Origin of the sequence: Neolewinella lacunae (assembly GCF_014349155.1) — a bacterium.
Taxonomy (GTDB): domain Bacteria; phylum Bacteroidota; class Bacteroidia; order Chitinophagales; family Saprospiraceae; genus Neolewinella; species Neolewinella lacunae.
The window spans coordinates 256,290-271,693 of record NZ_JACSIT010000152.1 but is presented as its reverse complement, the minus strand read 5'-3'; the positions used below and the strand labels follow the sequence as shown (position 1 = coordinate 271,693).

Genomic DNA, 15,404 nt, shown 5'->3' with positions numbered 1-15,404 from the left:
TATGCGCTCCCTTGCCCATCTCTGCCTTCCCCTGCTCCTCGTCCTGTTCGCAGGCACCTGCGTCCGCGCCCAGGCGGATATCCCGGTTAGCTACCCAGCGGATTTCATCACCCATTTCCAGGACATCCACATTGACGCTGCCGGCGTGGGCTTTGCCGCAGGCACCTGCGGAGTCCTGCGCCGCACGACCGACAGTGGCCAAAGCTGGACGACGGTGACCTCCCCCACCGACGAGAACATTGAGAGCATTGCCTGCGCCCCGGGCGGCTGCGCAACGGCCATGCTCTCCACTGAAACCGGCTTTTTCCGCCTGGCCAGTAACGTCTGGAGCCCCGTCGATTACCCCGACTTCACGAGCAACGGCCAGCTCCACTGGCTCACTGCCAACGTAGTAATCCACGAAACGGGCGGCAATTACTACGACCGCTCCGCCGACGGCGGCCGCACCTGGACTTCCATCGATTTTCCCGGCAACAGCAGGGGGAATATGGACTTTTCGGTCGCCAACAATATTTTCGTCTTCATTGACAACACGCTGTACCGGAGTACCGACAACGGTGCCACGTTCACCGCTACGAGCTACACCCACCCCAAAACGGTACTGAAGCAGGCCTGGCTGGACGCCAGCCGCGGCTGGTTGTTTGACTCCGACCGCCTTTTTTACCGCACCACCAACGGGGGGACTACCTGGACCCTGCTCAACCCTACTTCCCAGCTCACTTCCGTCAATTGGTTCATCGCCCTTTCCGCCACCCACCTCGTAGGGGCCCAGGTGGTGAACAGCCGCCTGGAGAGCCTCGACGGTGGGGTGACGTGGACGCGCAACGAATTTATCCCGGCCAGCACCCAGCGGGTAAACGAAAAGTACCACCGCCGGGGGAACGAAATTTTTACGGTAGGCAACCAGAGCCAGTTGCTTTATTCCCCCCAGGATTTTGCCAATTTCGTAGAGCTGGCCCCTTTCGGCCGCCTGGATCGGCTTGAGCACCTGGCCTTTGCCACCAACACCCTGGGCTACGCCATCAATGGCAACGAACTCCTTTCCACTACCGACGCGGGACTGACCTGGACGCGGACACAAATGAACCAATTCGGCCGGGATCTCCACGCACTCAGCAACGGTGCGGCCATCGTTTTGGGCTCGTCCGGGGTGCAGATTACCACCGACCGGGGTGCCAGTTTTACGCCGTTCCTCCCCGGGGCCGTGGTGACGGATAACAACACCCCACAGAGGATCGGGGTGAAGCCCAACGGTGACCTGTACCTGATGTCGGGCACCTTTGCTTACGTGACGACCAACGATGGGCAGAGCTGGACGGCGATTGCCCATAGCCTCGGTTACGAGCCTTCGGCCATTTTCTTTCTGGACCAAAACCGGGGCTACGCCGTGGGGCGGCAGTCGCAGTTTGCCACCACTACCAACGGCGGCCAGACCTGGACGGCGGGCGTGGGGCCGGCCAACAACTCCGTCGACGTTTACTTCACCACTCCCACCAACGGCTGGGTATCCACCGCCTCCAGCCGCCACGTGACGACCGACGGCGGCATGACCTGGACCAGCCAGAACGACCAGGGAGGTTACGACATCACCCGCCGGGCGAGCGACGGCTTGCTGCTCACCAACCGCTTTGCTTCCGGCAACAACGGGGAAGTAGCGGTCTCCCGCGACAACGGAGTCACCTGGGAAGCCGTTGCCTACAATTGCTACGCGTTCCGTGCCGGTGCCCTGACCCCGAACGGCCGCTACTGGTTCAGCGGCGGTGACGGCTTCATCGTGCGCCACGACCTCGACGCACTCCTGACGAGTACCCGCTCCCCCGACCGCCCGGCGGCTTTGGCACTGCGGGCCTACCCCAACCCGACGGGCGGGGAGTTCACCCTTGAACTTCCCGAGCTGCGGACGGGCGGGCAGGGCCAGATCGAAGTCTTCGACGGCAACGGCCGTCGGGTAGTGCAGCACAACGTCTTCACGGGTCAGCCCCGGATTGCGGTGGACCTGGCGGCCTTCCCCGCCGGCGTGTACTTTGTGCGGTGGACTGACGGGACCCGCACCGGCCGGGTGCGGATGGTCAAGCGGTAATTCTGGTCCGTCATTTTTGCTTGGGAGAGCAGCGGTTTCCGGTGGGGAAGTCGCTGCTTTCCCGTTTTCCGGCCCGCGGGCCACGCGGGGGGGGGGGCGTGCTGCGCAATTTCGGAACAAAACGTACCTTTCCGACCCGATGCAAAACTGGTTCAAGCCTATTTACGAACACCTGCGCCACCTCTATTTGGGGAACCGCTTTTTTGTGGGCCTGGGGGCCGTCATTTTGTCGTCGGCCGTGGGCTTTTACTGGAGCTGGCTGTTTTACCTGGCCATCGCAGGCTTGGTTGCGTTGCTGGGGGCTTTGGTCTTTGATACGGTACAGCTTTACCGCATGGCCGGCACGGTGGAGGCTACGCGCCGCACCCCCAGGGTTTTTTCGCTGGGAGACCGCATGCCCGTGCGGGTACTGGTAAGTAACCGGGGCACTTTTAACATTAACGCGGCCCTGACGGATGAACTGCCGCCGGAATTGCAGATCCGCGACCACTACCTTCCTTTTGAATTACCCGCCGGGGAAGATCGCGAATTGAGTTATCCCATTTTACCGCTCAGTCGCGGGGAGTACCAATTTGGCAACCTCAACATCTTTTTGAAGACGAACTGGCGGCTGGCGGAACGGCGGCTGGAATTTGCTGCCGCCCAGGTCGTCCCCGTTTACCCCAGCATTTTACAGATGAACCAGTTCGCCCTCCAGGCCAAAACGACGGTACCCGCCCCGGGGCGTCGCCGCCTGCGCAGACTGGCCAAGAGCTACGAATTTGACCAAATCAAGGAATACGTAAAGGGGGATGACTTCCGCAGCATCAACTGGAAGGCCACCAGCCGCCACAACGCCCTGATGATCAACCAGTACGAAGACGAGCGCGCGCAGCGGGTCTTTTGTTGCATCGATAAGGGGCGGACCATGCTCATGCCCTTTAACGGGCTGAGCCTGCTGGACTACGCCATCAACGCCACCCTGGCCCTGAGCAACGTCATCCTGACCCGTGAAGACCGCGCCGGGCTCATCACTTTTTCCGACAAGATCGGCACGGTATTGCCCGCCGACAGCAAGCCCGACCAACTCCGGCGCATCATGGAAGCGCTCTACCGCCAGCAGGACCGGCAAAGAGAAAGCAATTATGACCTGCTGTACTACGCCAGCCGCAAGCTGCTCGGTGGGCGCAGCCTCATCATTCTGTTCACCAACTTCGAGAGCAACTACGCCCTCGACCGCGTATTGCCGGGGTTGCGGCGCATCAGTAAATCGCACCAACTCGTGGTCATCCTCTTCGAAAACACGGAAATTGCGGAGTTGCTGGATGTGCCGACGGGGGAGGTGGAAGACGTTTACCGCAAGTCTACCGCCCGCCGTTTCCTGCAACAACGGGAATTGATGGCCGCCCGGCTGCGGCAAAACGGGGTCAACGTCGTTCTGACCCGTCCGGAAGATCTCACGGGAGCGGTGATTAATAAGTACCTGGAACTAAAAAAACGGGGGCTGGCGTAGAGGTTCCTTGTCGTGCCAACGAAAATTTGGTTTTCCGGGAAACTTTCGGGTCCAATCCGGGGAAAGAAGTGGGGAAATCACGTTATTTGCCCGCTAAGCCGTTTGGCAACGCTTTCTCCCCCAACCCGAAGTACGGGAAGGTGTTACCTGATGGACAACGGAGCCACAGATTCACGTGGCTTCCCCAAAACCAAATAAAAACTTACCCTTCGATCCATGGAATCCCTTAAACAGAAATTCGCTGAAAAAGCCATTGCCCTTTACCAGGAGCTGCGTGAAATCAACAAGGCCCACGGTGATTTAAAGGTGGACGAAGTAACCCTGGGACAGATCACCGGAGGGGCGCGAAGCATCAAGATGATGCTGTGGGAAACCAGCCAGCTCGACGCCATCAAGGGCATCCGTTTTCGTGGTTATTCCATCCCCGAGTTGAAAGAATTACTCCCCAGCGGCCCCCAGGGAGAACCCAAGCCCGAAGGTTTGTTCTGGCTCATGCTCACGGGCGAAATTCCTACCGCTGCGGAGGTGGACGGGCTGACGGCCGATTGGCACGCCCGCGCTGGCGTCCCCGACCAGGTTTTCAAGACCCTGGACAGCCTTCCGGAAGACACCCACCCGATGACGCAGTTCACCATCGGCATCATGGCCATGCAGCCCACCAGCATCTTCGAACGGCGCTACGCCGAGGGCATGCCCAAAAGCGAATACTGGGATGCGGTTTACGAAGACAGCATGAACCTCATCGCCCGCTTGCCGCGCGTGGCGGCGTACATCTACCGCCGCGCGTTCAAAGGGGGTAAGCACATCGCTCCGGATACCACCCTCGACTACAGCGCCAACTATGCCCACATGCTGGGCAGTGACGACGAAGACTTCCGCAGCCTCATGCGCCTGTACCTCACCATCCACGCTGACCACGAGGGGGGCAACGCATCGGCCCACACCGTCAACCTGGTAGGCTCCACCCTGAGCGACCCTTACCTGTCTTTCGCCGCTGGCATGAATGCGCTGGCGGGCCCCCTCCACGGCCTGGCCAACCAGGAAGTGATCAAGTGGATCTTCGAAATGATCGAAGCCCTCGGCACCGACCGCCCCACGAAAGAACAGATTGCGGACTACGTAAACAACACCCTGGCCGAAGGCAAGGTCATCCCCGGCTACGGCCACGCCGTACTGCGGGAGCCCGACCCCCGCTTTACCGCCCAGCGCAAGTTTGCCGAGCAGTACATCAAGGACAGCAACCTGATCACCACCGTCTGGAACATCTTTGACGTTGTCCCCCCCATCCTCGAAGGCCTCGGCAAAGTCAAAAACCCCTGGCCCAACGTCGATGCCCACTCCGGTGCCCTCCTCGTACACTACGGCTTCCGGGAGTACAGCTACTATACCGTCCTGTTCGGCGTCAGCCGGGCCCTCGGCGTACTGGCCGCCGGCATCTGGAGCCGCGCCCTGGGTATGCCCCTGGAAAGGCCCAAGTCAGTAACCAGCGACTGGCTCAAGGCCCAAGTCAATAAATAACGCACCTCTTTTTTCCACTTTTTGCCGTGCGCGACTGCGTACCTACTAAGCAACATGAATATTCCCGCTAACCTGCTGTACACCCACGAGCACGAATGGGTCCTCATCGAAGGCAATATTGCCACCGTTGGCATCACCGACTACGCCCAAGACCAGCTCGGTGAACTCGTTTACGTAGAAGTCGATACCGTAGGAGAGACCCTGGAACGGAACGATATCTTCGGCACCGTCGAAGCCGTCAAAACCACCAGCGACCTCTTCCTGCCCCTCGCCGGCAAAATTCTGGAGTTCAACAGCGCGCTCGATGAAAAGGACGGAGACAACCCCACCCTGGTCAATGAAGACCCCTACGGTGAAGGATGGATCGTAAAAATTGAACTTGCTGATCCCGCAGACCACAGTGGCTTGCTCACGGCCGAGGCCTACGGCGAATTAATTTCCTGATTTTTTTGCCCGGCCACCCACCAAAGCAAAAGCGGGAGGCATCTTCCCCCCAAACCCGCCGCATACAACGGTTTGCGGCCGCAGCCTACGCCTGTTTCGTACTCGTGATCAGCTTGCTCCCCGGAGCCGCCCTGCCGGTGGTTCCCGATTGGAACCTGCTTTTTTCCCCCGATAAGATTGCGCATTTTGGCGTTTACGCCATTTTTGCCCTATTATTGTCGGCCATCTTCACGGAACGCCGTAAGTTGTGGGGCCTAATTGCGGCCATCGGTCTTGCCGGCACTTTCGGAGGCCTGATGGAAGTACTGCAAGGCACGGTGACGGCCGGCCGTAGTTTTGACCCCGTAGACATGGTCGCCAACCTCCTGGGGGCCGCCTTCGGGGGCATCTGCTACCTGGTCTTACAACGAATCACTACTTCACCTTCCACTCCGGTGGAAGACAACAATTAACTTTTTAAACCCAATTGTCATGGATATCTCATACTCCGGAGGTACCCTGGGAATCATTCTCGTCCTCATCTTCGCAGGGCTTATCGGGCTGGTCTATTTCATGAGATCGGTTTACAATAAGCGTTCGGAGAAGGCACTGCAGGGTGAGTACCGGGCAGCCGATGACGCCAACAAGTCTTACATCGCCAACCGGGCGAAGTACGAACCGTTGGACGTTTTCGGGCTGAGCTCTACCTTCTTCAACTTCGGGCTGGCGCTCGCGGTGGGCCTTTCGCTCCTCGCCTTCGGCTGGACGCAGTACTCGAAGGAAATTTATATCCCCGACGGTGCCCTCGACCTCGACGAAGAAATCGAGATGGAGCCACCCCGTACGGCGGAACCACCCCCACCCCCTCCCCCCCCACCCCCTCCGGTGATTGAAGAGGTTCCGGAAGATGAATTGATTGAAGAAGATCCACCGGAATTTGAAGATACTTCCGTTGATGAGAATACGGTAATGGAAGCCCCTCCCGAAGTAAAAGTGGAGAAGGCGCCACCACCCCCACCTCCTCCGCCACCACCACCCGCGCCGAAAGTTGACGAGATCTTCAAAGTCGTAGAGCAAATGCCTTTGTTCCCCGGTTGTGAAGACATCAGCAGCTACGCAGACCGCAAAGCCTGCGCCGATAAGAAGATGCTGGAATTCATCTACGGCAACATCAAGTACCCCGCCATTGCCCGTGAAAACGGCGTAGAGGGGATGGCCGTGGTTTCCTTCGTCGTCGAGAAAGACGGTACGGTAACCGATGCTAAAGTAGTGCGCAACCCCGGTGCAAAGACCGGTGAAGAAGCCCTCCGCGTAGTGGAAATGATGAATGAAAAGGGCCTGAAATGGACCCCAGGTAAGCAAGGCGGACGCAGCGTTCGCGTACAGTTTAACCTGCCCGTGAAGTTCAAGCTCGAGTAATCCTTTGCTCCACGCACCGTACGAAAGCCGACGTTCCTTCCCCGGAGCGTCGGCTTTCGCATTCCGGGGCGACCCGGTGGGGTGCGGAGCGCCGTTTTCCGGGGGCGCGGCCGCAGGTGCCAGGGGAAAGACCGGGGCAATGCCCGAACGGACCCGCACGGACTACACCTAAAAGCCCCCGAAAAGCGTTAGCTTTACCTATCGGATTCCGTCTAATTACTCCTTCCCCAACGAACCGCCTTATGCGCCTGCTCTTTCTTTTCGCTCTGCTGGCCGCTCTGCTTCCCCTCGCCGCCCAAAACCAACAGCTGGCCCAGCAATACTTTCTGGACGGCGAATACGAAAAGTCTGCCGACCTCTACTTACAACTCTTCAAAGAGCGGCCCGAGAACAGCTTTTACTTTGATCGTTACGTCACCAGCCTCCTTCAGCTTCAACGCTTTGACGAAGCCGAGGCGGCCCTCAAACGGCAATTGCGGCAACAGCCCGAGGAAGTGGCCCTGTACGTAAAGTACGGGCAGCTGCTGGAGGAAAAATTTGACGAAGAAGGCGCCAAAAAACAGTACGCCAAGGCCATCGAGGAATTGCCGGCCGACCAATTCCGCATCACCCAGTTGGCCAATGCCTTCATCGGGATGACGAAGTACGATTTCGCCATCGCCGCTTACGAAAAAGGGAGTACCCTGCTCAAAAATAAGGGCCTCTTCAGTTACAACCTGGGCGACCTCTACCGGCGCAAGGGGGAAAACGAACCCATGATCAGCAACTACCTGGACGCACTGGCCGCTGAGCCCAAACGGCAGCAACAGGTGGAGACCTACTTTCAGCGCTACCTCGATAAAGAAGGACTGCTCGAGGCCCAGAAACAACTCTACACCAGGATCCAGGAAGGTAACCCCAACGATACAAGCTACCCCGAAATGCTGGCCTGGGTCTTCATCCAACTCAAGGACTACAAATCGGCCCTTCGCCAGGCCCGCGCCCTGGATAAGCGCCTCGACGAATCCGGCGAACGGGTCTTCCGCATCGGGCAAATGGCCGCCAACGCCCGCGATTACGAAACGGCCATCAGTTCCTTCGATTACATTACCGACACCAAAGGCACGGCCAGCCCCCTCTACCTGGAAGCCAAGCGCGAAGGCCTCCTTACCCGGCGGCGGGCCATCACGGACGGGTACGATTACACCGAGCAAGACCTCCGCATCCTGGAAACGGCCTACACCGATTTTCTCGACGAGTTTGGCATCAACCCGGCCTCCGCAGGCATTGCTATCCAGCTGGCCGAACTGGAAGCCCTCTTTCTCAATGACCTCGACCGGGCCATCTCCATCCTCACCACCGTAGTGGAAACGCCAGGCATTCAGGACAAAACCCAGGCTACCGCCAAGCTTTCGCTGGCCGACTTCTACCTCATGCAGGGCGAAGAATGGGAATCTACCCTCCTCTACTCCCAGGTGGACAAAAAATTTAAGGAAGACCTCCTCGGCCACGAAGCGCGCTTCCGCAACGCCCGCCTGAGTTATTTCCGGGGAGACTTTGAATGGGCACAGTCTCAGTTTGACGTTCTCAAAGCCTCTACTTCCCGCCTCATTGCCAACGATGCGCTGGATCTTTCCGTGTTCATCCTCGATAACCTGGGGCTCGACACCAGCGCCCGGGCCCTGCAAACTTACGCCGACGCGGAGTTGCTGGTGTTCCAAAACCGTTTCGACGAAGCGTTCAACACCCTGGATGGATTGAAAAGAGATTTCCCCGGCCACGACCTGGAAGACGACATCATTTACCTGAAGGCCAATATCTACCAGAAGCTGCGGCGCTACCAGGATGCAGCGACGGCCTACCAGAGCCTGATCGACGGCTTCCCGGAAAGCATTCGCCTGGACAACAGCCTTTTTGCCTTAGCGGGTCTCTACGAAAAACAACTCGGCGACCTGGCCAAGGCCCAGGAGTTGTACGAGACGCTTTTCATCGACTACAGCGGAAGCATTCTTGCCGTCGAAGCCCGCAAGAAATACCGGGAATTGCGGGGGGATGCGGTGCAGTAGGCTTGTGGAGCAGCGGGCTGGCCTGGCCTGGCTCCTTCAACGTTCGCAGCACCTGCGGCCGCGCCCTGTTTTACTTCCTGGCTTTGTTTTGCTGAATTGCTAGGAATAGCTGGCACCGCTTTTATCTTTGGCGTTGCGCCCGTGTCTGGGCCTGCCTCCCGGGGCTGGCGCTGAGACGGAGTGCGCTTCCGCCCGCCGAGGGATGGCCGGTAATACCCCCCTTCACTTGTCAACTGCCACCATCACTTTATTCGTTGCATTGGCTGCCGTGCTGCTCTTCGTTACGGAGTGGCTGACGGTGGATCTGATTGCTATGCTCATTCTGGTGACGCTGGTGGCCACCGGAGTAATCAGCCCGGAAGAAGGCCTGGAGGGTTTCAGCAACGGGGCTACGCTGACGGTTGCCTTCATGTTTGTGCTCTCGGCGGCGTTGCTGAAAACGGGCGCATTGCAACTGCTGGCGGGGTCGATGGCGGAGCGCTTTCGCCGGCGCCCCAAACAAGCGACGATGCTCCTCATTCTGGTGGTGGCTTCCGTTTCGGCGTTCATCAACAATACGCCAGTGGTGGCGGTCTTCATTCCCATCGTGGGACGGATTGCGGCTTCGGCGAAGATTAAGCCTTCGAAATTGCTGATCCCCCTTTCCTACGCCAGCATCCTGGGCGGGATGTGTACGCTGATCGGCACTTCCACCAATATCCTCGTCAGTGGAATTGCCGAATCGAAAGGCCTGCCCGGCTTTTCGGTATTTACCCTTGCTCCGGTGGGGCTCAGCCTGCTGGTGCTCGGGGTACTGTACCTGACTTACCTGGGCGGACGGCTGTTGCCAGACCGGGATGAGGACGTCAGTCTGGCCGAACAATTCGCCCTGCACGATTACCTGGCGGAAATTGTCATCCTTGACAATCCCAAGTTGGCGGGCGTGCGCATCATGGATTCTCCCATCGTACGGGAGCTGGACATGGACATCATTGAAGTGCGCCGGGGCAGCGATCGATTTACCCTGCCCCCGGGCGACTTCCGGCTGGCGGCCGATGATACCCTTAAGGTCCGTTGCGACCGGGAAAAAATCAAAAGCCTGAAGGATTGGGTCCGCCTGGTCGATCACTCGGGCAGCGTGCGGGTTATGGGTACGGGATTAGAGCGGGACAATTCCAGCCTGGTAGAAATGGTGGTAACGCCCAATTCCGAGTTCGTTGGCAAGACCCTCCGGCAGGTGGACTTCCGGCGCAGCTTCCGGGCCGTCCCCCTGGCCGTACGCCACCGGGAAGAGACGCTGCACGAAAACCTCTACCAGTTGCCCCTGAAGGCGGGCGACGTCATCCTGGCCGAAATCAAGAGCCATTACCTGACTGAGCTCCAGCGTATTGAGCAGCGCCAGGACAGTCCTTTCATTCTGCTCTCGAGCGACACCATCAGTGATTTTAAGCGGACGCGTTTTTACTTCGTGCTGGCCACCATCGTCGGGCTCATCGTGCTGGCTACGGCGGGCATTACCCCCATCAGCATTGCGGCTTTGGGGGGCGTATGCTTGCTCGTCTTGGGCCGGACGCTGACGATGAAGGAAGCCTACGAAGCCATTGACTGGAAAATCATCTTCCTGCTGGCGGGTGCCCTCAGCCTCGGGCGGGCGATGAGCAACAGCGGGCTGGATACCCAGGTCGCCAGCCTGCTAACCGGCGTAGTGAGCCAGTGGGGCACCTACGCTTTGATTGCCGCCCTCTACCTGGTTACTAACCTTTTGACGGAAGTAATGAGCAACAACGCCACAGCCGCCCTGTTGGCGCCGGTGGCCATTGCTGCGGCTCAACAGCTGGGGGTGGACCCGATGCCTCTTCTCGTAACGGTCACCATTGCCGCCTCGGCCAGCTTCATGACGCCCGTAGGCTACCAAACCAACGCCATGGTGTACGGCGCGGGACGCTACCGTTTTACCGACTTTACCCGCGTTGGCGCTCCGCTGAACCTCATCTGCTGGGTGGTGACAACCTTGTTGGTGCCCCTGTTTTTTCAACTATAGCATCAGGTAAAGCCTCTTCCGGGGTTGGGGGAACTATGGTGGCTGAATGATAAGGTTGGGCATGAATAGATGGCCGGGGGGCAGGGGGGGCATCGTGGTCTTCCAGGGCCTGGCCAAGGAAAAAAACCAGCACGCCCGCGTAAAGGCCGATCCGGGCGTACTTAGAAGTGAGTCCGAGGAGATGCATGGCGGGATTCTTTTGGTGGGGGTAAAACGGTATAAAGCGCAGTGCCTTAGGTTTTCAACTTCAGAGATGCGGAAAGGATTGCACTTTGTGGCCCGATTTAACGAGGAAATTTTGCCAAATCGCCAAATTCCAACTGCTGGCTAGTGCGTAGCTTTGGGATTCATGGTCGATTTGCTACAAAACATCCTCAGGTCATTCTCCGTGCAGTTACTGTTGTTGCACCTGCGGAGCAATTTCCTGTTGCTGGTGGTTTGGGCGCTGCTTTTATTGATGATGAGCGGCCTGGTGGGCCCCCAGCTGGGTTTGCAGTACCTTTTCCTGGACCCCGAGTATTTGAACCGGACGGATTTTTGGTCTTTCCTGATTGTGGGGATTGCCTACGGTTTTTTTGCAATGACCTGGAACCTGAGTACTTACCTTCTCATCGGCGGCTATTTCAATTTCCTGGCCAGCCTTTCGCGGCCCTTTTTCAAATTTTGCATCAACAATGCCCTCCTGCCGCTGGGCGTCCTGTTCTTTTACTTTGGCTTGTTGGTGCGGTTTTTCCGACTGGACACCGACTCCTGGATTCTGCTGGAAAGCCTGAGCGGCCTGGCCCTGGGCGTCGTGATCAGTTTGTTTCTCTACGCGCTTTACTTCAACCTGACCAACCGGGACATCAGCTACTATCGCCCGCGGCACCGGGAGCGACCTCCGAATATGGGCCCCGGTGAAGGTACGGCCTCGGCCCAGGGTCATCGCCCCTACCGGGCCCAGGCGCTGGCTCCCGTCCTGACCCGGCTGTACGACAACCCCTACCGGGTGCGCACCTACCTCAACGAAGGGCTGAAAACCCGCCTGGTGCGTTCCGTGGCCCATTACGAATCTTCCGTATTGCAGGGCATTTTCCGGCAGAACCACCTTAACGCCATCCTGCTTCAGGTGATTACCGCATTGTTGTTGGCGGGGCTGGGCCTTTTGATTGATCGCCCCCTTTTCCAAATTCCGGCGGGGGCCAGCTTTTTGGTGATGCTGAGTCTGGTAATTGCCTTTATCGGGGCGGTGAGTTACTGGTTTTCGGAATGGCGGGTGACGCTGCTGCTGTTGTCGTTGGTGGCGATAAATGTCCTGACCAGCGCCCCCTGGTTTCAGCTGGGCAACCAGGCGTATGGCTTGGATTACAACCTGACGGCGGCGTACTCCGAAGATCGCTTGCAGGGCCTTTACGGTAGCCCTAAGCTGGCCGAGGACATTGCCGCTACAACCGCCATTCTGGAAAACTGGAAGGCAAAGCAAAACGAGGAACGCCCGCCTTTGGTCATCGTATGCGCCTCCGGGGGAGGCCTGACGGCAGCGCTGTGGGCCACGCACATCGCCCAAACCATCGAAGGGTGCAGCGACGGAGCGTTTCTGCACCATACCGCCCTGATGACCGGTGCCAGCGGCGGGCAAATCGGGCTGGCCTACCTGCGGGAAGCTTACCTGAGCGACCCTAACTTTCGGGAAAACGACGTTTTCCGCCTGGATCGCATCAGCCGGGACCTGCTCAACCCCGTAGCCTTTTCCATCGTCAGCAACGACGTTTTCCTGCCGCTGGCCCGGGTTACGGTGGGCGGAAAAAGCTACCGCCGCGACCGGGCCTACGGCTTCGAACGGGAGTTGGCCATCAATACCGACCACACGCTGGATAAAGCGATCTGGACCTACCGGGAGCCGGAACGGACGGCCCGCATCCCCCTGCTTTTTGTCACCCCCAGCATTGTCGACGATGGCCGCAGGATGGTTATTTCCCCGCAGGGTGTTACGTACATGACGGCGTCGGAGGCGGCAACGCGGGGCAACCTGGCCTTGATGCCCGATATGGTAGATTTCCGCTGGCTGCTGGCCGGGCAAGACGCCGATAGCCTCCGCTTCATCACGGCGTTGCGCATGAATGCCACCTATCCCTACGTATTGCCGCTCGTCCGGCTGCCCACCACGCCCGTAATCCGCCTGATGGACGCAGGCTACCGCGATAACTACGGCATCACCTCGGCGGTCCGCTTCGTATCCGTCTTCCGGGATTGGATTTTGGAAAATACCTCGGGGGTCCACATCGTGCAGATCAGTGCCTTCCGCGAACGGGAACCCGAACCCGAGGCCGCAGACAATCGGGGCGTGGTCTCCAGCCTGTTTCGGCCAGTGGGGGTGGCGGGCAATATCCTCAGCGTCCAGATTCTGGACCAGGAAGTCCTGCTGGGGCAGCTCGCCGCTACCCTGGGACCAGAGAATTTCCACCTCTACCGCTTCAACTACCAGCCGGCGGCGGACGACCCGCTGCGGACCTCCGTATCCTTCCACCTCACCGAGCAGGAACGCCGGCAGGTGCTGCGGGCCAGCCAGGACCCAGCCGTCCAGGTTGAAATGGACCGCCTCGTCAGGATGCTCCAATAAGCCCGGCTGGGCCAGACTTCCCTTGCTCTCCCCCTTTGGGGGTTGGGGGGCCAACTAACTCCCCCTTCGGGGGGTCGGGGGGGAGCACCTGCGGCCGCGCCCTCCACTACTACCGGCTACGCAGCCTAACGATGGGGCAGATGATCTCTTCCAGGCTGACGCCGCCGTGCTGGAAGGTGTCCTTGTAGTAGTTGTTGTAATAGTTGTAGTTGTTGGGGTAGAGGAAGAACTTGTCTTCCTTGGCGAAGATGAACGTGGAGCTGAGGTTGGGCCGGGGGAGCATGGCTTTGGCAGGGTCGCGGACTTCAAAAACGTCTTTTTCTTCGTAGTTGAGGTTACGGCCGAGCTTGTAGCGCAGGTTGGTGCTCGTGTCGCGGTCTCCGACGACCCGGCTGGGAGTATTGACGCGGATGGTGCCGTGGTCGGTAGTGACGATGAGCTGGATGTCGCGCTCGGCGAGTTTGCGTAAGGTGGCCCAAAGGGGGCTGTTTTCAAACCAGCTGCGGGTGAGGCTGCGGTAGGCTTTTTCGTCGCCGGCCAACTCCTTGAGCACTTCCATCTCCGTACGGGCGTGGCTCAGCATATCGATGAAGTTGTAGACGATGACGCTGAAGTCGTTGTTCAAAAAATCCAGGGCCCGGTCTTGCATCTGCCGGGCGAAGTTGGTGCGCGTCACCTTGGTGTATTCCCATTTGATGTCTCCGCGCCGCAGGATGCGCTCGATTTGTTTGCCGAGCAAGTCGGCTTCGTGGTTGTTCTTGCCGCCTTCCTCGGCGTCGTTTTTCCACCAGTCTTTGTAGTGCTTGGCGATGTCGCTGGGCAGCATACCGGCGAAAATGGCGTTCCGGCTGTACTGCGTGGCGGTGGGCAGGATGCTGTAGAAGTAGTCTTCTTCCTCCACCTTGTAAAGCTGGGTGAGGTAGGGCTCGATGACCTTCCACTGGTCGTAGCGCATATTATCGAGCAAGACCAGGACCGTGGGCCGGTCCTTATTGATGTAGGGAAATACTTTCTCCCGCATCAGATTGTGGGACATGATGGGGGCGTCTTCGCCACCGACCCAGTCGAGGTAATTGCGGTCGATGAACTTGCTGAATTCGGCGTTGGCCTCCTTTTTCTGGACGGCCAGGATTTCGCCCATCTGCTCACTCTGGCTGTCTTCCAGTTTGATCTCCCAGTTGATGATTTTCTTGTAGACCTCCACCCACTCGGCCTTATCGAGGCCACTGTTGATTTGCATCAGCAGCTGGCGAAAATCCTGCTGGTAATCGGTGTTGGTTTTTTCCCGCACCAGGCGCTTTTCGTCGACGATCGTTTTGAGCGTCAGCAGGATCTGCATGGGGTTAACGGGCTTGAGGAGGTAGCCAGCAATCTGGCTGCCAATGGCCTCTTCCATGACGTGCTCGGCCTCGTTCTTGGTGATCATCACCACCGGGATGTTGGAGTTGCTTTCCCGGATGCGGCTCAGGGTCTCCAGGCCAGTGAGGCCGGGCATGGATTCGTCCAGAAACACTATGTCGATGTCCCCATTGCTCTGCAATTCCTCCAGGGCGTCGTGTCCGTTGGTGACGGTGACGACGGCGTAACCTTTCTTCTCAAGAAACAGCAGTTGGGGTTTGAAGAGGTCTATTTCGTCATCAGCCCAGAGAATGGTGATTTGATCCATGCGGAGTGTGGGGTTTAAAGCTTGCTGAAAAGGCTTGGTCTTGCGGGGAGAAAGAAACTAGTAACGTGTTTGCCGCAGTTTTGTGTGGTAAGTCTGCCAAAACGAAGGGAAAGATACTACGTTTAAGGCGGTGGGATGGTTG

The 15,404-nt window shown here is 58.6% G+C and carries 10 protein-coding genes; 9 read left to right on the top strand and 1 reads right to left on the bottom strand.

From position 1 onward, the window contains the following. Window position 1 precedes the first annotated feature (1 nt). From H9S92_RS19910 to H9S92_RS19870, 9 genes are all read left to right on the top strand, one after another. Entirely contained in the window at window positions 2-2,080 is a 2,079-nt protein-coding gene (locus H9S92_RS19910; protein WP_187468455.1) for a T9SS type A sorting domain-containing protein, read from the top strand. 139 nt (window positions 2,081-2,219) lie between these two features. Beyond that, window positions 2,220-3,572, top strand: coding sequence for a DUF58 domain-containing protein (locus tag H9S92_RS19905; RefSeq protein ID WP_187468454.1), 1,353 nt, complete (start codon window positions 2,220-2,222; stop codon window positions 3,570-3,572). A 216-nt stretch (window positions 3,573-3,788) separates the two neighbouring features. Further along, entirely contained in the window at window positions 3,789-5,090 is a 1,302-nt protein-coding gene (locus H9S92_RS19900; protein WP_187468453.1) for a citrate (Si)-synthase, read from the top strand. Window positions 5,091-5,144: 54 nt separating this feature from the next. Further along, window positions 5,145-5,534 carry a glycine cleavage system protein GcvH gene (gene gcvH / locus H9S92_RS19895; RefSeq protein ID WP_187468452.1) on the top strand — a complete coding sequence of 130 codons (390 nt, stop codon included), beginning with the start codon at window positions 5,145-5,147 and terminating at the stop codon, window positions 5,532-5,534. Between the two features lie 5 nt (window positions 5,535-5,539). Further along, window positions 5,540-5,986: a VanZ family protein gene (locus H9S92_RS19890; RefSeq protein ID WP_187468451.1), complete on the top strand. Its 447-nt coding sequence runs from the start codon at window positions 5,540-5,542 to the stop codon at window positions 5,984-5,986. A 19-nt stretch (window positions 5,987-6,005) separates the two neighbouring features. Further along, window positions 6,006-6,932: an energy transducer TonB gene (locus tag H9S92_RS19885; RefSeq protein ID WP_187468450.1), complete on the top strand. Its 927-nt coding sequence runs from the start codon at window positions 6,006-6,008 to the stop codon at window positions 6,930-6,932. A 242-nt stretch (window positions 6,933-7,174) separates the two neighbouring features. After that, entirely contained in the window at window positions 7,175-8,977 is a 1,803-nt protein-coding gene (locus tag H9S92_RS19880) for a tetratricopeptide repeat protein (RefSeq protein WP_187468449.1), read from the top strand. Between the two features lie 226 nt (window positions 8,978-9,203). After that, the gene (locus H9S92_RS19875; protein ID WP_222936181.1) at window positions 9,204-10,997 is read left to right on the top strand and encodes an SLC13 family permease; all 1,794 of its coding nucleotides are present in this window, start codon (window positions 9,204-9,206) and stop codon (window positions 10,995-10,997) included. Between the two features lie 349 nt (window positions 10,998-11,346). After that, window positions 11,347-13,596 carry a hypothetical protein gene (locus H9S92_RS19870; RefSeq protein ID WP_187468447.1) on the top strand — a complete coding sequence of 750 codons (2,250 nt, stop codon included), beginning with the start codon at window positions 11,347-11,349 and terminating at the stop codon, window positions 13,594-13,596. Between the two features lie 109 nt (window positions 13,597-13,705). Here H9S92_RS19870 and porX read toward each other — a convergent pair whose 3' ends face one another. Further along, the gene (gene porX, locus H9S92_RS19865) at window positions 13,706-15,262 is read right to left on the bottom strand and encodes a T9SS response regulator signal transducer PorX (protein ID WP_187468446.1); all 1,557 of its coding nucleotides are present in this window, start codon (window positions 15,260-15,262) and stop codon (window positions 13,706-13,708) included. Window positions 15,263-15,404: the final 142 nt, after the last annotated feature.